We start from the raw sequence: 21451 nt of genomic DNA, 5'->3' as shown, positions 1-21451 counted from the left end.
CCCGTTCCCGAGGCCGAGCAGCGGGTCACCGACCTGGCGCGGGAGCTGGCTGCCGGTGTCGGGGCGCCTCGGACCCGTGGGGCGCGCGGCGCCCGCAGCGAGGCGGGCGAAAGCTCCGCAGCTGGGGCGTCCGCCACGGGCGAGCCAGGCCCGGCCGCGGGCTCCGGAGCCGTCTCGGCGCTGGAGCAGCTGCGCACCTGGCGGCCGACGGTCTGGGACGGCTCCCAGACGTGGCGGAGCCGGTTCGAGCAAGCCTTGCCCCAGCTGCCGCCGTTGTACGCTGCCCCGATCAATGAGGTCCGGCGGGCCGGGCCCGTCTGGGACCTGGTGCGGGCGTGGATCCTGGACATGGCGGGGGTGGTCAACCCGAGCACCGGCCGCGCCGTCACCGGGCCCGAGGTCCAGCGGCTTTCCGGGTTCCAGCTGCCCCCCAAGTGGGCCACCGACGTGTGGCGCGGCGCCAAGCGCCAGGCCGCCGTGACAGCGTCGTCCTCGGCGTCGGCAGCGACGGGAAGCGCGAATGCCGCCCAGGGCCCGCAGAAGCTGTGGGAAGGCCACTTCGCGGGCAGATTCTCGACCGTGGTAGACCCGGCGGACCTGGACTTGCTGGTCGGGCAGGTGGCCGCGGTGCTGGCCGAGCAGCGGTCCCGGCGCGACGCCGAACGGACGTCCGTGGACCTGCGGCTGGTGCTGTCCATCGCGGAGAGCGGCGGGAAGCTCCTGCAGACCGTGCTGCCACGGCTGCTGAGCGCCCACGCCCAGGTACTGGGCAAGCTGGCCGAAGCGGGAGCGTCCGACGTCAAGATCACCAAGGTGCTGCTGACGTCGCGGCCCGGGAACGTGCGGCTCGAACTGGTCCGCCGCCTGGACGGGGGTGGCGTGCCGCTGGCGCAGTACCGGGACCGGACTTCGCTGGTGCTGACCCTGCTCGGCAACACGAACGAGCTGCCCGAGGTGGAGGCGGACCTGGTTCGGCTGGTGGCGGCGGGCGCTGCCCGGCGCGCGCAGGGCGCGGCGCTGCCGGCGTTCGTGTTCGAGGTCGGCCAGGTGAGGGGCGACACCGAGCAAGCGCACGGCGAACGCGAAGCTCATTTCCGGCGCCTGGTCGGCGAAGGGCTGGACGACGGCCACTCGGCGCCCGGCCCCGTTCCCGAGGTGAAGGTCCGCTACCAGGGCGCGGCCCGGCACGGGGAGATCCCGGTTCGCCTCTCCCTCGGTGACCCCGCGGGAGCGGACACCGGCGAGGTGTGGTCGACCAGCCTGCAGAGTGCGCAGGAGGGGATCTACGCGCACGAGCAGGCCCCGCTCGACGCCTGGCTGGACCGGGCGGCGCAGGAGTCCCTCGAACGCCGCGACGCCGACCGGCCGCCGGTCGACTTCCGGATCACCGCGCACCACCACCCGGTGAAGACGGCGGCCGAAAAGGCCACTCTCGACGCCGCCTCGAACCACGTCGTCCAGCACGTCAGCCGCGGCTTCGCCGCGGCGCTGGCCCCGTGGCCGGGCTCGCCGCACGCCGGGCCGGCCGTGTTGGAGCTGACCTTCCCGGTGGGCGACCGGCCGCTGACCAAGGCCGAAACGGAGGCGGGGAACTACCGCACCGGGATCCTGCTGACGGTCCACCCCGACGCGCACCCCGGCTGGACGGCGGCCGACTACCGGAACGCGCGTGAGCTGACCGGGCTGGCCTTCGTCGAGGGCTCCACCAAGCTGACCGACGCCAGCGCGTGGCAGGTGGAGCAGGTGGTGTCCGGAGCGGTTGCACGCGCGACCGCGAACGCCCTCGCGGCCGGTGACCGGACCGCTGCGGTGGAGCCGATCACGCTGGTACCCGTGCGGATCGCGCGCGATCCCGCCGCCCTGGGCGAGGCCCGGCGGGAGCACCTGGCCGCCTGGGTACGGGAACTCGTGCGGGAGGCCGCGGCCGAGGCGGCGAAGACCGTGGCCGGGCAGGGTGGCATCACCCTCCGGCCGCCCGCGGTGACCGTCACGGCGAGTGAGGTCCAGCCGAAGGGGCATCCGGTGGCCCGCATCGTCATCGGCATGTCGGGGCCCGCGGTCGAGCCCGCCCGGCAGGAGGGAAACGCCCTGCAGAGGCGCAGGCAGGCGGAGTACCGAGCCCGCCGGAGGCGGCTGGCCGCGGGCAAGGCGCTGGAGAACTGGTGGCAGGAGCCCGGGCAGATCGGGCTGCAGTGGCGGGGCGCGCTGACCCTGCCCGAGGCGGACCTGCGCGCTCTGATTCACTGGGTGGACGCCGTCTTCCCGCTGCTGCGCACCCGCGAGACCGCCGGTATCGAACCGCTTCACATCGAGGTCGTCCACTACCGGCAGCGCTCCGAGACACCCACGGACCGGCGCCGGATAGCGGACGACGACCGGCAGCGCGTCGGGAACCTGCTGGCCGAGGCCGCGCAGCGGGCCGGGCACCCCGGCCTGTCCGGCGGCCACCCGGCCCGGTTCGTCTCCGCCGTGGTGCGCGCGCACCACGGCCACTCCTCCGGCCTGGAGGTGTGGCTGCGGCGCGATCCCGGCGGATCGATCGCGGGCTACCGGGCGGCCCGGGTGCTGGACCTGGTGTTCGAACCGGACGAAGTGGCGCTGGCGCCGGTGGTGGAGTGGCGGCTGCGGTGGATGCTCGGGGACGTCGCCCAGCGAGTCCGGGCCGGCGGCGAGCGGCCGGAGCCGGTGACCGTGTCGATCCGGCTGGTGTCGGGGCCCGGCGCGAAAGCGGACCGGGGTTCGCACACGGCGGAGCTGAACCGGTTGCTGGTCGACGTCTTCGGCGACGCGCTGGGCGACCGCGTGGTCGTGGACTTGCAGGTGCACGTAGTTCCGGAGTGGCCGCGGAAGCTGACGGCCGGCTCGGTGGTGGTGGGCGACGGGCGCGCGTCCGCGGTGTCGCGCGGCGTGGCGGTGCCCGGGCCCTCGCGCCTGGTCGTGCCGCCCTGGCACGGTGAGCTGACCGTCGTCCCGCGGCGGAAGCGGCCGCGGGAACAGCTGAGGACGGCCCGTCGGCTCGAAGAGCGTTCGCCGGCGGAGGTTTCGCTGGCCCGGCAAGAACTGACGGAGCTGAAGGCGTTCACGCAGGCGATCGCGACGCAGTGGAAAGCCGTGCGCGGAAAGGTGGGGATGCCGGACGTCCGGATCCGGTTGAGCCAGCCGCGCTCCCTGGTCAGGTACGAAGACGACACGCTGGACTTCGTGGTCGGGCAGCTGCGCGAATGGCTGGGCGAGTACGGCGTGGACGCCTCCGGGTGGAGGTTCCACGAGTTCATCTACCTGTCGCCGTCGATCATCATCCCCCGCGCGTCGGTGACGGTGCAGCCCACCCCGCTGCTGACCGGGGAGCAGATCGCGGCCGTGCCCCGGTGGGAAGGGAATTTCCTCGGCAAGTCCGCCGCGAACGAAACCAATTCGGTGATGCGGCCGGAGATGAACGAGCTGTCGCCGGCGATGGAGTGGCAACTGAGCACGTGGCTGAAGGCCGCTGTCGGCACCGTGGTGGGCGCAACGGACAAGCCCCTGCTGCTGGTCGAACTGGTCGCCAGGACAACGAAGCAGTTCCAGCAGCGGGTGGGCTCGGTGCGGTCCGCGGCCGCGGCGGTCCTGCGGTCTATGCCCCGCGGGCCCCAGGACGCGGATGCGTTCATCGACGCCCACTTCCGGTTCTACGTAGATACCGACTGGGATGCCCCGGGCGTGGACTTGCGGCTGTCGGTGATTCCGGCCCACCACGTCCCGGCGGTGGAGGCGATGGTCGCCGGCAATCCGCTGTGGGTCGTTGAGGAGCCGGCCGACGCACCGGCGTTGGTGCTGGACGACGTCCCCGGCGAGCCGGCCGCGCCGGACACGCGACCGGACAGCCCCGCCGTCCCCGCTGCCGAAGACGCTGGTCCGGCGCGACCGGAGGAAACCGGGCCGGAACAGCCGGTGGCCGAGGGCAGCTTCGACGTCGACGAGTTCATGGCGGACTTCGACCCCTCGTGGGCGTCCGGCGGTTTCGACCCCTCCTTCGGCGACGCGCCGGCGTTCGAGCCGGACCCGGGCGCGTTCGACGCCCTGAACGCGTTCTTCGGCGACCAGGGGGTGTTCGAGTTCGAGCCGGGGGCCGGCCTCGCCGGCTTCGAGTTCGACCTCCCGGTGTGGACCGGCCCGGCGGACGCGGGCTTCGCGGAGCCGGCCGCCGGCGGGAGCGGGGTGTCGCCGAGGCGGCGGGGCACGGCACAGGACGTGATGCGGCGCCACCGCGGGCTGTCGCGGCCCGGTTACGACCCGGACGGGGTGCGGTTCGAGCCGTTGGGCTCGGCCGGTGGGTTCGAGGTCACCGGAGTGCGCTCGGGTGTGGTCGTCGGTGACCGGGCTTCGGCCGTGGCCGGGGCGGCGCAGTGGTTCCCGCGCCGGGACGGGGAGTTCGACCTGGTTTTGATCGAGCACGGCGTGCGTGACGTCCAGGCGGTGATGGAGACGTTGCGCACGGCGGGCTGGGACCGGGTGGATGCGTTGCGGGTGTGGGCGTCCAACGTGGACTTCTTGGCGGAGTTCGTCCGGGACTTGCGGGCGGCGGCGGGTGTGCCGGTGTTCCGGCCGGTGGGGTTGCTGTACGTCGGGTTCGAGGAGCCGCAAGGGTGGAGCAGCCGGGTGGGCCGGGTCGGCTCGGTGCGGTACCACGTCGATGGGACGCCGTTCTTCGCCGAAGCCGAAGCCGGCGGGTGGGTCGAGGTGCTGCCCGGCGGCGAGGAGCATCCCGCGGCGTTCGACGAGCCGTTCCCCGCCGACGCGCCGGCCCGCTACGACCTCGACGAGGTCGTGCAGCTGGCACCCGCGAACGGGCGGAGCCAGCAGGCCGAAAGCGCCCGCGCCCGCGGGCGGCGCCACTCGCGGGCGGACCGGACCGTCTCCCCGGACGAGGACTTCGTGCCGATGCCGCCGCCCGACCCGGCACCGGCCTCCGCCGCCGGAAGCGCTGTGGAAGCGCCGCGGGACGGGGATCCGCTGGCGGACGAGACTTGGCGGCACAGCCTGGCCGCGTCGGCCGGCTGGTTCGCTCCGCTCGCCGACCCGCTGCGGCCGGCCGGGTGGGAGCACCTGCGCGCCGGCGCGGACGTGCGCACGGTGGACACGGAACTGGCCGATCCGAAGGTGCGGGCGGAGCTGGGGCCGGACGGGCGCCGGCTGCGGCTGGACCGCTACGTGCACCTGGTGCGCTACGACGTGCGCCGGATAGAGGTGCGCCCGAGCCGGTTCGTGCAGGAGTACACCGTGCGGCTGCGGCTGGACGCGTCCGCGGTGACCGGCGACGAGCAGCGCACCATCGAGGCGCAGGTGCGGGCCGGGCTGGACGCTCTGGGCGTCACCAGCGGGCTCCGGGTGCCCGGCGGGGACCAGCTGCACGTGCGCGTCGAGTTCGTCGGCGCGGACGAACCCGCGCACGCCGGCGTCGTCCTGCTGGGGGCTGCCGACCCGCGCCAGAGCCACCAGACCCGGTGGAACGCCCGCGACGGACAGGCCCTGGCGCACGAGGTGCTGCACTTCCTGGGACTGGTGGACGAGGTGCTGGACGAGAACCGCGTCTTCCTGCGGTGGACCGGGCTCAGCCGGGTAACCACCGACGACGGGCCGATGGGGTCGGCCGTCCACAAGGGCGCGGTGGTCAAGCCGCGGCACGCGTGGCTGCTGGAGCGAACGATGGTGGGCCAGCTGGGCCCGGTCGCCGGGTGGAACCCGCTGCCCGCGACACCAGCGCTGCGGGACCTCACCGGGGCGGACGGGCCGTGGCTCGGCGGGGAAGACCTGGTTCCGGTGGCGGACGGGCCGTACGCGCAGCGGCTGCGCGACCAGCTCGCCGGCCCGGGTCCGGTGGACTTCCGGGAAGTGCTGAACATCTTGCGCCAAGCCAACGTGCGCCGCGACGGCGCGGTGTTCGCGGCGGCGTTCGCCCAGGTCGCCGGAACGGGTTTGGCGACCGCGCTCGAACACGCGCAGGAGACGGGCCGGCTCACCGAGGAGCAGGCCCACCGGGTGCTGGACCGGTTCCGTCCCACCGCGGGCGCCCACCTCGACCCCGCCGAAGCGCCACCGGTGCCGCGGATCTGGACCGACACCGGCGAAGACCTGCCGGACCTGCCCGGCGTGCAGCGCTTCGCCGCGGTCGTCGCCGACTGGATCGCTACGGAAGCCGCAGGCGACGCGCTGGCGTTGCTGGACCGGCTGGACCGCAACCAGCGGGCGCTGTGGGCGGTGGCCGGCGCCTACCGGCAGGTCACCGTCCGCGACGGCGGCGAGCCGCGCGACCTGGAAGCGGACCTGCGCGCCGCACTGCCGGAGGAATCCGACTACCTCGACCACGTGTTCGCGCACCCGGCGCCGGACGTGGCGGCGTGGCGGAACTGGGCGGCTCCGACCGCCGTGGAGTGGGACGCCGCGCTGGAGTGGATGCGGGAACTGCGCGCCCTGACGCTGGACCTGCGCGACCGGTCCCTGCCGGTGCCCCACGAGTACACCGACGGGGGCTGCTACCTCCGCGCGCACCTCGGCACGCTGAAGCTGAAGCAGCTCGGTGCCGACACCCGCGCCATCTTCGTGGCCGACGAGAACGGGATCGCGCCCCCGAGCACCGAGTTCGGCGATTTCGACGGCGAAATCGACTGGCTCTACCACATCGCTCCCCTGGTCTACGTCCGCAGGTCGGGCGCCCCGGAGTGGATGGTCTTTGACCCGTCGGTGGCGGAGCTCCCGCTGACGCAGGCGGAGTGGTTCTCCCGCCTCGGCGTGCCGCTTTCGCAGCCCTTGTTCGAAGGCTCGCTCGAGACGGTCTCCGCCCTCATGACGGTCCTGCGCGCGCAAGCCGACCTCTGGGGCCCAGACGGGTACGTGAAGGAGCCCTACGCCGTCGTCACCGACTCGCACGCGCCGCCGGACTTGGTGAGCATCGACGAGATCCCGGCGTACCGGTCGCTGCGCGATTGGGACTCATCCCTCCGCGCCGAGGAAAGCCAGCTGGTCCGGCACACGGAAATCGCCGCCCGGCGCAAGCTGGCCGGGCGGGTCCGGGACCACGTCACCGGGCTGTACGTGCACGCGGACGCGAGCGGCACCGTCGTGACCGAGGACCAGCTGTTCGCCGCGGTGCGGTCGATCCTCGCCGGCAGCCCGGACCGGGCCGGGCTGCTGGACGACGTGCCGCGGTTCGGCGAGTACCTGCGGCAGATCCTGCCGAACCGCCACGCCGAGCTAGACGCGCTCCTCGCCGCACCGGACGACGGCGGCTTCGTGCCGATGCCCCCGCGTCCCGGTGCCCCCGGCGAAGCGTTCGACGGAGCCGGGGACGCGGCGGGTGCGCTGGCCTTCGCGGCCGGACCCGGGGAACTGGCGCACTGGAAAGAGGCCACGCACGAGTGGACCGGCCGGTTCGACCGGAACCGGCAGCTGCGCGGCGCCGACGACGCCGCACTGGCGGACCTGGCCCGCGCGTTCGCCGGCCGGCTGCTCGAGCTCGCCCGCGACGGCCGCGAGGGGCTCGACATCCGGCTGACCGGGTACGGCGGCGCCGCGTGGGAGCGGGCGGCCGTGCAGGAGCTGGCGGACCGCTTCCGCCTGCTGATCGACGCGGAGCTGCGGGCACTCCAGGACGGCGAGCCGCGGTACACCGCCGACAGCACAGCGTTGGCCGTCACCGTGGCGGTCTTCGCCGCGGGTACCGATCGCCGGGTCGAGCTGTGGACCCACCCCGGCCCCGGGCGGCGGATCGCCGACCACCGGACCGCGGAGACCTTGGACGTCGACTACGCCCACCGCTCGGCCCTGCTGCCCGTCGCGCACGCGAACCGGGTGCGCTGGGCCGTGCAGGGCGCGGCCGTCCGGGCGATCCGGGCCGGGCTCCGGCCGCTGCCGCCGGTGCTGGTCGCCGTCCGGGGCCAGATCAACGAGGTGGCGGCCGCGCACGCCGAGCGCGCAGCCGGGTTCACCGCGCTGGTGCGGCAGGCGCTCACCGAAACCGTGGCCGAAGGCGCGGCCCGGGGGGTGGCGGACCTGCCGTCGGTCGAAGAGCTGATGCCGCAGCTGCACCTCACTTCGGACGGGGACTACTCGTTCCGGGCGGGCCAGGCCTCGGCGACGGTGACCCTGCCGTCGATCCCCGAGCCCGAGCCCGGCCCCGGCCCGCGGGCGGGTTCCGCCGACGCCGAGATGGCGGACGCCCGTTCCACGCCCGAAGCGGAGCTCGTCCCGCTGCCCGCGGCCACCGGGGCACCCCGGCACGGGTCCGGGGGCACCGCGGCGCGGACGGACCCGGTCGTGCGCCGCTGGGCGGTCGAGCTCCCGGGAGACGGTCCGCTGCGGCTGGCGCCGGAGGACCAGGCGTCGCTCGGCGCGCTGGTCGACCTGGTCGGCCGCAACACCGCCCTCCTGCTGGAGCACGACGGGGACCTGCCGGACGTCCGGTTCGCCCTCCACGACACCGCGGCGCGGCGGCAGGCACACGGGCCCACGCTATTCGCGCTGCTGGAGGACGAATTCCGGTCCGGCCTCGAAGACCGGGACGTGACCGCCCCGGAGCTCGCGTTCGACCACGTCGAAGACGGCAGGCAGCGCGGCCGGGCAGCCGGCCTCGAGGTGACCGTCCACCGGGCGCCGCACTCGTCGCGGCACGCCTACCGGGCCGCCCGTACCTTCAACGCGGCCTACAGCCCCCGCGCGGCCGCCCTGCCGCACGCCGCGCGCCGCCGCCTCGACCTGCTGCTGGCGGGCCTGGTCGAGCGGATCCGCGACACCGACGACACCGACGGCGCCGGCGACCCGCCGCGGCTGCTGCTCGACCTGCGGTCCTCGGCCGGCCTGATCGCGGCGCGGACCGACGAGCTCACCGCCTGGGTGAACGCGGCCCTGCGGGCGCTGCTCGGCCAGGACACCGCGCTGACGGCGGAGCGGGTGATCCGTGACCACATCGCGTTCCGCCACGAGACGTCGGTCAAGCACGCCGAGCTGTTCGCCGACATCACCGGGCCCGAACACGAGCTGGACCGCACCTCGCCGGAACCGGGCGTGCGCGTGGACTGGACCGACGGCGCGGATCCGCCCGCCCCGGCTCCCGCCCGCCGCGTCCCCGAGGCCGGCCCGGCGCCCGAGCTCCCGCCGGTCGGCACGCTGACGCGGACGGACGCCGGCCGGGTCATGCGGCGCAACGACCCCGTGCTCGGCCAGTGGACGAGCACGCTGGAACCCGGCGGGGGCCTGCCCGGTGCCGCCCGGGCGGAGCTGGACCGCTTCGCGGACGGCTTCGCCCGCGAGGTCGCCGAGCGCGCGAAGCGCGGGGAGCAGCTGCCCGACGTCCGGCTGTCCGTGCGCGCGGGCCACCGGTCCGGGCACGGGCACCTGACCGACGAGCACCGCCGGCTGCGCGACGTGCTGCTGGCCGCGGTCGCGGCGCGGGGTGCCGTGCCGCCGGGCCTGGAGTTCACCCTGCTCACCGAGCAGGTCCCGGCCACTGGCGCCCCGGTGACCCTCCGGGTGACCGTGCACGAGACGCCCCGGCTCACTGCGGCCGAGCACCGCGCGGCGCAGCAGTCGACGGCGTTCTTCCTGCCGCAGCTGCCGGTCCTGCCGCAGGCGGCCCGCCGCCGGGCCGCCTGGATCGTGCAGGGTTTCGTCGAACGGCTGCTGGCCGAGCCGGACAGCGGGCAGCAGCTGCGGATCGCCGTGGTCCACCCGTCGCCGGTCAACCACGAGACCCGCACGCGGGAGGTCCGGGAGCTTGTCGAAGCGGCCTCCACCGAGGTGCTCGCCGGGCACCCGGACGTGGAGACCGCGCGGCGCGTCGCGGCACTGCTGCCCGACGCCGTGCGGTTCGAGCGGTACGTCCACCGGGGCACTCCCGCCGCCGTCCTGCTGGACGTGTCCGACCCGGAGACCTCGGGGCGGGTGGTGGGCCACTTCCGCACGGCAGGCCGGCGCGGCCTGCTGGTGTTCGAACCGGACCGGGTGGCCTTCACGGAGTTCGGGCGGCAGCAGGGCCGGGAGGTCGTCGCGCGGCCGGAGCTGGAGCTGCCGGACCTGCGGATCGCGGTGCGCTCGCGGATCACCGCCCACGACGCCGGAGCGCGGGCGGCGCTGACTGCGGACCTCCTCGGCTTCCTGCACGACGGGATGCGGGCGGCCGGCGTCGACGACGCCACCCTCGACCGCCTGCCGGTTACCTGGAGCTGGTACGAGGGCAGCGGCGGCGGTTATGACGGCGAAGTCGTGTTCGCGGCGATCGCCGCTCTTCGGCGGGCTCCCGGCTGGTACGGCGACGCGCGGCGGCTGACGGCCGGGTTCCTCACCCACAGCGTCCGGCTGCCGGTGGTGGCCGAGCGGCGGCTGGGCTGGGCCTTGGCGGGCTTCTTCGCCCGCCTGGCCGACAGCGAGCTCGCGCCCACGCTCGCCATCACCGTCGAGGGCCCCGCAGGTGTGCTCCCCGGCCGCCTCGCCCGGGTCGAGGCTCTGGTCCGCGCGGCTTTGACCGGCCACCCCGGCCTGCCCCCGGTGGCAACGATCCTGCGCGACCACGTCCGGATTTCCCCGGCGCCGCAAGGGAAAAACGGCCCCGGGTTGCGGCTCGTGGAGAGCGGTCCCGAAGCGCCGTCACCGGTTGCCCTTGGTCACCAGGAACAGGGACAGCGTGCCGGCGAGAAAGCCGGTCACGAGGCGTCCGACACGGTGATGCCGGACGCGTTTCCCGAGCCGGCGCGCCCGCGCGGAGCGTCGGTGTTCGACGATCTGGAGCGGCTGCTGGAGGAGGACTTCGATCCACAGTGGACGGCCCCGGTGCCGTTCGCTGACCTGGAGCCCGACGGCTTCCTCCCGGCGGACGACCCGGCCCTCGACGCGCTGATGGACGACCTGATCGACTTCGACGCCGGTCAAGGACCCGACTTCCCGGCCCAGGTGCCGGACCCGGTGGTCCGCGGCCGGTTCACCGAGCAGGGCGGCCCGGTGCTGTCCACGGCCGAGGCGGCGGCCGTGGCCGCCCGGTTCGCCGGCTTGGTGACCGAGGGGCACCGGACGTTCGAGGTACAGCTGGACCTCAACGCCCCGGAGGCGCGGCACGACCAGATGGCGGCGGTGGTCGAAGGAGCCTTCCGCCGGTCGGTGGATAACGTCCTGGCCGGTGGCGGGTTCCCGGTGGGTTCGACGGCCGAGGTGGAGATCAGCTGGAACGGCGACCGGGAGTCCGACCCGGAGCGCACCGACTTCGGCGGCTGGGAGCTGCGCTTCCGAGCGGTACCGCAGCAAGCGGCACCGGAGGAGGGCCCTGCCGACTGGAACACCCTTCATGACTTGACGCCGGAGCCGGGGGACCGGGCGACCCCACGGCGGGCCGAGCCGGATCCGGCCGCGTCGAGCAGCGGGCAGATCGGTCCGGTCGCGCAGCCGCCGACGGCGGTTCCGGCGACCGGTGTCGAGCCCGGTTCGGTCGGGCAGCCGGTGGCGGTTCCGGCGGCCGAGTCCGACCTGGCGCGCTATCTGCGGCTGTCGGGCAGCCCGGTGCGGCTGGCCGGGCAGCTGACGGGCCCGCCCGCCCTCACCCCGCAGGAGACCGCGCGGCTGGCCGGGCTCGGCCGGGAGGTGACCGAGCTGGTGGGCAACGGGCACCGCGCGTTCGACGTGCTGTTCACCCTGCACGGTCCCGCCCGCCTGCGCGCGCACCAGGAGCAGCTGTCCACTTTGGTCGGAACGGCTCTCCGCGGGGAGGTCGACCGCCTCTTGCGCGGCGGCGGCTTCCCCGTGGATTCTGTCGAGAGCCTGACCTTCACGGTGCGCCTCCAGTTCATCGCCAGGGCCCCGCGCGGGGACCACGGCAAGTGGGAACTGCGGATGCAGCCCACCGACCCGCGCCCGGAAGCGGCGGGGGAGCGGGTGCGCCGCATCGAGGAGCAGGCCGCGGTGCTGGCCCGCGCCGAGGCGGAGCGCCACAACCGCCGTATGGCCGAGCGCGATGCGGAACGCTGGCGCGCGGAACAGGATCGGCGGGAGACGGACTGGTGGGACCGCGAAACCGAGCGCCACCAGAACCAGCAGAACGACCAAACCCGCCGCGATGCCGAGCGGGCCAGGATCGAGCAGGAGGCTCGCCGGCAAGCCGGGCAAACCGCCGAGCGGGAGGCCCGCGCTGCCCAGGCGCGGACCCACGGGGAGCGGCAGGCAACCGGCCGGGCCGAGCAGCAAACCCGGCCGACCCCCACCGAGGCTCCCGGGATCCCCGCCCGCCCCCCGTCCGTCGTGTTGGCTCACGGCCCGGCCGACACCTCCCGCGGGCCGAACCCCGACCTCCTCCTCCCGCCCCGGGCGTCCGGGATCTCGGCCGACGACGTCCTCGACCGTGTCGACGCCGGCGTGGACCAGGCCACCGGAATGCAGCACGGCATCGAGGTGCACATCGGCGGGTCACAACCCGCCGACACCGTGCCGCTGGAGGACCTGCTCGGGCCGGAGCAGGCGGCGAGGCCGTCGAGGCGGGGCATCCGGACGTCGAGGACCGCGACGTCCGGGCGCAGGCGTGCGGTCTCGGCGACGGCTTCGCGGCCGTCGGACGCCTCGCCGACGCAGGTCGAGCCGGGCGATGTCGAGCACGTGGTGCTGCGCGATCGAGGCGGCGCCGTAGTGGGTGTCGGGTTCACGCTCTCGGACCGCGAGCGCGGTGTGCTGCGGGACGCGTTCGGGAACGGCGCCGGCGCGGCGGGGGAGTTCGGTGTCGCCCTGCACCACGACGAGCACGGCTTCCTGGTGCGCACGCGCGGCGGGCGGGTCGTGCGGCTCGACGAACGCGGTGTGGTGCGGCTGCTGACCGGGCTGCGGCTGCCCGGCGCCCTGACCTGGCCAGCACTCGTCTTCCTGAGCTGCCGGGTGGGCGACCGGCTGGGGACGCTTCGGGAACTCCTGCGGCACTCCCGGTTCCGGGGTAAGGTCCGCGGCCACCGCACCCGGGTCGAGGTGCGCCGGGACGGCACCGTGCGACCCGCGCCGGACGACGCCGCGCCGGACGACGACTCCGTCATCCTCGGCCCGCCGCCCGCGATGAGCGGACCGTGGCGCGACATGACGAGCGCCGCTCTTGGCTCGCGGCGGCACTACGTCGTCGACGCTGCCCGGCCGCGCCTCGCCGACCCGGCCGCGGCGGTGGACCTGCGGACGCTGGCGGCCGCGCTGTCGTCGGCGGTGCGCTCACAGCAGGCCGCCGGGCTGCCGGTGCCGCGCGTCCGCGTCGTCGGCGACCGGCGCGACGCCCGGATCGTCGCCGACCTGCTACGCGCCGCGCTGGACCCGGGCCGGCCGACGCCGGAGATCGGGATCGCCCCGGGCGCTCCGGGGCCGGTCACTGTCGACGTGACGGTGCCGGTCGTGCCGCGGAGGGCGGAGCACGCTCCCACCGCGAATGCGGCCGGCGGGATCAGCTTCTACGCCGGCGCCACGTCGGAGCGGGCCGCTTGGGGGCGCCTGCACCACGCGTTGCCGTCGAAGACCGGCAAAGCCGAGCCTTTCTTCGTCTACGTCACCGGCCGCGGCGGCAAGTTCCTGGTCGGCGGCGCGCTGATCGACGGCGCCACCCTGGCCCGGCACGTGCGGAACTCCCCGGTGTTCCGGCGTCACGCCGCCGACCCGTCGGTGCCGGTCCACCTGGCCGGCGCCGACCCCGCCGACCCGGACGGGACGATCGCGGCGGCGCAGGAGTTCGCGGAGGCGCTGCGGGGCGACGGGCCGTACCGCACGGTGACCGCCCTGACCGAGCGGCTCACGCTGGACGCCGCTGGCCGCGCGGTCCCGGAGCACGACGGCGTCGTCGAGCCGGTGGCATCGATCCGGCCGGACGACGTGCGGTGGCTGCCGCTGGCGGACACGCACGGACGGCGCTTCGGCATGGGCTTCGCCTCGCCCGCGCGCCGGGACGACGGCCTGGCTGGCAAGCTGAGCCACACCACCGAGCACAGCCTGCGTGCGGTGCTGGAGGCCGACGCCGACGCCGAGGAGCACCCGGAACCGGCCACGCAGGCGTGGGCCGCGGCGACCGAGGGCACCCGGACCCGCCCGGTCGAGCTCTTCCTCGACGTCCACGGCGACGACTTCCTCGTCCCGCTGTCCGACGGCAGCACCTGGCGGCTCGACGCCGAGCGCAGCGCACAGCTGCTGGCGCAGTCCTCGGCGTTCCGGCGGCTGACCGCGGGCCCGGCCCGCCCGCCGCTGATCGTCTTCGGCACGCTCCCGCCGGAAGCGGCGGCCACCGCGGGCGAAGCCGTCCAGCGGCTGCTGGCCGAGCTGCGCGCGCTGACCGGGCACTGGGAGACCTACCACCACACCGGTCCGTACTCGGTCGGCGACACCGCCATGGTGACCGTCCCGCGGGGCACCCGGTTCACCGAGGGCCCGCCGCCGTCGACGGCGGACGTGGTGCACGTCGCCGGCGGCGGGGTGTTCGGGTTCCCCGTGCCGGGCGGGACGCGCGAACCGGCGGCGGAAACCGCGGTGCTGACCGCGTTCCTCGACGCGGTCGCGGACGGCACCGCCGACCTGGACGGGCTCTGGGCACCGAAGAAGCCGATCGTCGTCGCGGTCGACTCCCCGGACGGCCGGTTCGCCCGCCTCGCCACCCGCTCCGGCGCCGTGCTCGAAGTGGACGGTCGCCGGCTCGGGGAGATGTTGCTGGCAGACCCGCGGTTCCGGCGGCGCCTGGCGGCCGACCCGCTGCGTCCGGTGGTGCTGGTGGCCCGCGACGACAGCACCCTGGCCGGTTTCGGCGGCCTGGGCTTCGACTTCGCCGGCGCGCTGCGGTCGGCGGGATTCTTCCCCGACGTCCATGCCCCGGACGGGCCGGCGGTGCTCGAACCGGATCGGATCGGCACCGGCGGGACCACCGGGTTCCTGCTTGTGTCCGACCTGCGGGCCGGCGACGTGCGGACCGAGGTCCTGCCGGGCGCGGACGGTGCGCCGGTCGCGCTGTTCGTGCGCTACCCCGGTGACCGCCGGGCCGTCCGGCTGGCCCGGCACTGGGCGCGCCACGCCACAGCTGAGCGCCTGCGCACCCACGCGACCGGCACCGGATCGGCGGACTCGCCGTGGCCGGCAGGCTCGGTGCCGCTGTTCCTGTTCGGCGGCGCGGGTCCGCGGGGGTACACCGCCATCCGGAAGGACGGCGTGCACCTGCAGCTCACCCCGGCGACGCTGGCCCGGATCGTGCGGACCGACGTCCGCGTGCGCCGGGCGCTCGGCCGCGGCTCCGGTGAGCGCGACGACCGCTCGCTCGTGCTCGCCGCGCTGACCGGGGCCACCACGGGGGTCCCCGAATTCACGCAGTCGTTGCTGCCCGGCGGTTTTTCGCGCGCCGTGCACCACGTGCCGGACGGCTTCTCGCTGTTCGAGAACGGAACCTTCGCCACCAACGGGACGGAGTTCGCCACCGAACCGGCTCCGCTCCCAGGGCCGGACGACGCCGTCACCTACGCGATGGCCAACGAAACCCTCGGCACCCACGGCCAGTTCTTTCCGCTGAACGAGATCGACGCCCAGGACATGTACCTGCCTGCGCGGTACGACTCCGCCGTGCGGCAGCAGTACTACCTGCGGCGGTTCGCGAACCGCGAGAACGGCGGTTCGCGCTTCGAGCCGCTCGTCGCGCCGTGGGCCGGCAGCACCGTCCCCGCGTGGTTCCTCGACGGCCACGTCAGCCCCCGTGGGTGGATGCCGTTCGCGCTGAAGACCGACCGGTCGCTGCACATCGGCGACACCGTCCTGCTGACCGCGGAGGCCGGCGCGCGGCTCGTCGCGGGCACCGAGCTGTTCCGGCGGGCCGGGCTCGACCCGTGGGCGTCGATCCAGCTGGGACAGTGCTGGACGATGGCGCCCCAGAGCGGCACCGGCCGGACCCACGCGGAGCGGTTCAAGCTCGAGTGGCGGCGCATCGTGGGGCCGGGCGCGGTGTTCGGCGCGACCCGGGGGGTCATCGTCGACACCTCGACCGCTGTCCGGGTCGTCGAGGACGGCGGGACGATCGTCGAGGCGCTGCCGGAGCACGAGCGCACCCCCGAAGTCCCGCTGGCCGACCTCGCGGCCAGTCGGATCCGGCCGGAGGTGCTCACGTTCGCGTCGAAGAGCAAGACCCTGCCGGGGCCGGCGGTCGCCGTCGTCCGCCGGGTCGCGCAGCAGGTCGTGCGCGCCGCGGCCTGGCGGCGCCGCAACCACGCCGGCCTGCCGGAAGTGACGATCCGCGGGTTCGGCCAGGTCGGTCTGCTCAGCGGCGGGAAACAGGCGAAGGAAACCGGCCGGGCGCGGGCCGACGCGGTGGCCGCGGTGTTCCGCCACGAGCTGGAGGAAGAAGCGCTGCGGCTGGCCCGGCTCGGCCTCGAAGTCCGGCCGGGCGACCTCGCCGTCCGCGTGCTCGGCGCCGAAGCACCTCCGCAGACGGGTCCGGTGGCGCGCCTGGAGGTCCGGCTGCCGCAGCACGAACTCGGCGAGCGAGCGGTTCGACGCGTAGCCGGCGGCGACCGTTCGGAGAAGGCCGTTCAGGAGCTGAACGGGGCCTTCCGCGCGCTGGCTCCCGGGAAGGTCCCGAACCCGGCTCCGGCCCCGGCCGGGACGGGCGCGGTGGCGATCCGCCACGCGGGGGCGCCGGACGCGGGACACGGGCCAATCTCGGAGCCCGGGGAGACCGGTGCGGCGGCGACCCCGCCCGCCAGACCCGTCACCGTCGCCGAGGTGCGGTCCCGGCTCGAGCGGATGGCGGAAGCGGGCGCCGGTGGGCGTGGCCGGCACGAGCTGCTCGGCCCGGAACTGTTCGGCTTCGGCCGGACCCCCGGCGCGCCCGCGGCCCTGCGTGGTCTGGACCACAACCGGCTCAGTGCGGCGCAGGGCATGACGACCGGGGCGGCGTCCGCCCGGCCGGCGCACCCGGAGGAAGCGGCCGCGTTGCCGGAAGCGCCCGGGCACGACCCGGACGAAGACGTTCCGATGACCGACGTCGACGAAGGTTCGGACCGGGACGCCGACGGCGAAACGGATCCGGATTACGACAGCGACCGGGACGCCGAAGGCGAGAGCGACCCCGAGTACGCGCGCCCCGACGTGCCCGCCCTGTTCGGGCAGCTCTCCGACGAGATCGCCCAGCTGCGGCGGCACCTGGCGGCCTTCCCGGCGGCGTACCAGCCGGAACTGCGCGACCGGGTCCGGGACTGGAGCCGGCGCGTGAGCCTGCTGCGGGCCGTTGCACTGTCCGATGTGGACGCACTCGACCTCGCCGATCGGCTCGCCGGTGCCCGGCGGCTGGCCGCCCGCCTGCGGGAACTGCGGCTGCAGCAGCTGGGCCGCACCTACGCCGCCGCGGTGACCGAGGCCGAGGACGACGAGAACCCGCTCACCTCCCACCCCGGCGGCGTCCCCGGCGGTGTCAGCAGCCGGCCGGACGCGCGGTTCGGCTTCGAGATCGAATTCCAGTTGTTCGGCGAAGAATTCGCCGACGCGGAGGCGGCCCTGCGCCCGAAGCTGGACGCGGCCGGCTTCCGCGACTGGACGATCGTGCGGGAAGGGGCTCACAAGGGCGGCGTGGAAGTGGTGTCGCCGATTCTCCGTGGGCCCGCCAGGAGCTGGGCCGACCTCGCGAAGGTGCTCGCCATCATCCACGCGCACCGCGGCCCCGACGGCGGCCGTCCCGACGCCTCGTACGTGGGCGGGCACGTGAACTTCAGCTTCGTCGAGCAACCAGAACTGCCGGTGTACGGGCGGGTGGCGCAGCTGAACAAGGCGTTCGAAGGCCTGCTGTACCGGCTGGGCAACCACTACGGCACCACCGCGCTGCAGCGGAAGCTGTGGATGGTCGGACCGAACCCGCTCCCGCCGGACCCCGCGACGATCACCTCGGCCGACGAAGTCCAGGCTCTCAGCACCGGCAAGCCCGACGCGATCAACTTCCAGCACATCGACGGCGATGCCGGTGACTGGCTGGAGTTCCGGTTCTGGGCGGGCACCCTCGACGTTTCGGTGTGGCAGGTGCACGCTGAGATCTCCGCGGCCATGGTGCTGGCGGCGAAGGATCCGTCGCTGCACCGCCGTCTCGACGAGCTGATGGCCGATCCCCGGCTGCTCGGGCACGAGCCGGCGGCCGCGACGTGGGAGGCAGAACTCGGCCTGCTGCTGGACTTCCTGGAGCTGCTGCCGCTGAGCCCGGCGGCACAGGAACTGGCGGTGCAGCTCTACGCCTGGACCGCCCCGTGGTCGGAGCAGGGCGGCAACGACCACCACCTGCGGGCCCAGGTCGTCATCGGTCCCGGGGCACGCGGGTGGGTGTACCCGGTGCGCGGCGACAGCGTGCGCGATGCCCTGCGCACGGTCAGGAGCCTGCCGGCCTACGACGGCGTCGAGATCGTCGCCGCGACGGTGACGCCGGGGCGGGACACCGTCGAGCTGTGGTCGACCGATCCGGTTCCGTTCGCGGCGTTCGGCAAGGTCCTGGCGGCCTGTGAGGTGCTGATCAACGCCGTCGATGCGGCGCCGGACGACGCCGAACTGCGCTTGGTGCTGGCGGTCCCGGGTGGGGCGGCCCGGCTGGGACCGGCCGTCCTGGCCGAGGTCGCCGCGCCGGTCGTGGTGACCCACGGCGGGGTGCGGATCACGGGGGACGGCCGCGTCGAAGCCGGCTCGGAGTGGATCGAGCTGTCCAGGACCGGGGCGGCCGTCCACACCGGACGGACCGACCTCGGGGAGGCCCTCGAGTGGCTTAGCCGGCCCGAAACCCGGACACCGCCAGTCCGTCCCCGCTTCGGCGGCGGTCCGTCCGGCGCGCCGCTGCTGACCCTCACCGGCGACCAGGCGCCCGCGGCACCCGGCACGCCACCGCCGCCGGCTACCCCGGCGCCGGCTCCGGTGCCCGCGCACGAAGTCACGGCGGACGACGTGCGCTGGTTCGCGGCTCGCAACGCGGAAGGCCGGGAGACCGTGCTGAGCGTGTCCGACGGCGACGAGCAGGCCGGCTACCTCGCCGGCACTTTCAAGTGGACGACCGAGCAGAGCGACCGCCTGTACGGCCTCAACCGCACCGACACGAGCGGGGAGGTCACCGCCGTGGAGGTGACCGCGGACTGGGCCGACGGCCCGAACCCGGTGCGCCTGCTGCTGAGCGCCGCGGGCGGCCGGTTCTTCGCGCCGCTGCGGGACGGCCGCCACGCCATGCTGACACCCGGCGAGATGGCGGAGCGGGTGGCGGCGAGCGCGCAGTTCCGGCAGCTGACCGCCGGCCCGGTGCGCCCGCCGCTGGCCGTGATCACCTACGCCGACGGCGTCCCGCCGGGCGACCACTCGCTCAACGAGGCCTTCCTGGCGCGGCTGGCCGAGCTGACCGGTCCGTGGCTGTCCTACCACTACGCCGGGCCCCTGAGCCTTCGCGAGGACGGCGTCCTCGTCGTCGACCACCCGTTCGCGGCGGGGCCGCCCCTGGTCCCGGCCGACGTCCGCTACCACCGGGACGGCGCCCGCACCGTTTTTGCCGGCACCGCGGAGGTGTTCGCCGGCGAAGGGGAGGCCCTCGTCGTGGCCGTGCCGGGGACCGAGACCTCGGCCCGGGTCGAGCTGGTGAACGGCGAGCGCACCGACCTCGGCGGCACCGCGCTGGGCGAACTGCTGCTGCGCGATCCCGGATTCCGGCCGCAGCTCGCCCACGGCCGGCCCGTCGTGCTCGACACCGGTGCCGCCGACGTGCGGGTGGGCCCCGGCGGCCTCGGCTTCGACTTCGCCGGTGCGCTGCGCGCGGCGGGCTTCTTCGACGACGTCCACGTGCGAGCCGCGGACGGCACGCTCACGCTGGTGTCGGTGCCGCGGGCGGGCGACCTGCGGACCACCGAGATCACCGGCCCGGCGGAGCAGCCGATCGGCGAGTTCGTCCGGTTCCCCGGGGACGGCGACGTGCTCGCGCGGGTCCGCCGGTGGGCGGCGAAGGACGCCGGCGCCCTCACCGCGTTCCTCGCCGGGGACGGAACCTGGGCGCTCACGCCCTGGCAACGGCGTCCGGTGCTGTTGTTCGCACGCCGGAGCGAGACCGGCTACCGCGCCCTCCGCCGGGACGGCCGGGAGCTGGACCTGACCGCGGGCGAGCTGGGCCGGTCCTTGCGCGACGGCCGGGAGCTGCGCGGGATGCTCGGTACCAAAGGCGCGGTGGCGGGGGAAGAGGGCCAGGAGACCGGCATCGTGCTGGCGAGCCTCGGCGGCCCGGTGACGGGCCTGGCCGAGCTCGCCGACGAGTTCGTGCCCGCCGGCTACTCGCGGACCTGGTACGGATCGGCGGGTGAGCTGGAGTTCCGCCCGGACGGCGTGCTCGGCGTGGGCGGTGGGTTCGAGCGGGCCGCGCCGATCGTGCCGCAACCGCGGCACCTGGCCGGCTACGAACGGGCGAACGCGAAGCTGGGCACACGGGGCCAGTACTTCCCGGCCCGGGACTTCGACCGCGCCCTGATGGCGGCCGGTGCGGTGAACGACACCACCGCGCAGAGCCGGATCTACTACTCCGGCACGACCGAGCCGGACGGCGAGGGCGGTCAGCACGAGGTGTGGCGGCCCTACCTCACGCCCGTGCGGCCCGACGCGACCCGTTCGTGGGCCGCAGTGCTGCACGGCACGCCGGGCCGGGGCTTCCACTTCCGGCTGCTCGCCGGCTCCCCGCACCGGCTGGGCGACCGCGTGACGCTGGCCGGGGCGCCGAGTGCGGCCGCCCTGTTCGGCAGTGCGGCCTTCCGGCGCGCGGGCCCGGCCGGGCCCGTCGAGCTGACCCTGCTCAGCTGCCTGGCCGACGTCCACCCCGGACCGGGCCGCCCCAGCTCCGCCTTCCTGCTGAAGCAGGCGTGGGACCACGGCCGGCCGCTGCGGGTGCTGGCGCCGGACGGCTTCGCCGCGCTGGTCGCCGACGGGGCCCGGTACGTCAGCGACGGCGGCCACCTGCGCGAGGTGTTCGGGCCGGACGCCACCCCGCCCGAGCCGATCCCGCTGAGCGATCTGGCCGCCGGCCGGATCGAGCAGGCGGACGTTCTCGGCCCCGGCGCCGACAGCACCGAAGTGGGGCGGGCGGCCCGTCAGGTGGCCCGGGCGGCCGCGTGGCGCTCGCGCCTCGGCGCTCCCCGGCCGGCGGTGGAGATCGTCGGCTACGGCGACACCGTCGGACGCGGACGGGAGCGGGCGGAGGAGGTTGCCGGTGTCTTCCGCGCGGAGTTCGCGGCGGAGAGCGCGCGGCTGGCCGCGCTCGACCTCCCGGTCGCGGCGCCGGCCCCGGTGGCGATCACCGCCGGTGTATTCGCCGACGTGCCGGGCGGCTGGCTGCCCGCCGACGTCGTGGTGTACACCGACCTACCCGTGCACGAACTGGGCGAGGGGGCGCTGGCCACGGGCGACCCCGAGGAGATCCGGCGCGCGTTCGCCGCCCTCGATCCGGAAACCGACTGAGAAAGGGGCC

Annotated in this window: 1 protein-coding gene; it reads left to right on the top strand. The window is 75.1% G+C overall.

The window, feature by feature from the left end:
- Window positions 1-273: 273 nt before the first annotated feature.
- On the top strand, window positions 274-21441 hold the full coding sequence (locus AB0N03_RS41835; protein ID WP_364384691.1) for a protein-glutamine glutaminase family protein: 21168 nt from the start codon (window positions 274-276) through the stop codon (window positions 21439-21441).
- The last annotated feature ends 10 nt before the right edge of the window (window positions 21442-21451 follow it).

The organism is Amycolatopsis sp. NPDC051061 (assembly GCF_040682935.1).
Taxonomy (GTDB): domain Bacteria; phylum Actinomycetota; class Actinomycetes; order Mycobacteriales; family Pseudonocardiaceae; genus Amycolatopsis.
Note: the sequence above shows the minus strand (reverse complement) of the source record. Positions and strands in the feature narration are given on the sequence as shown.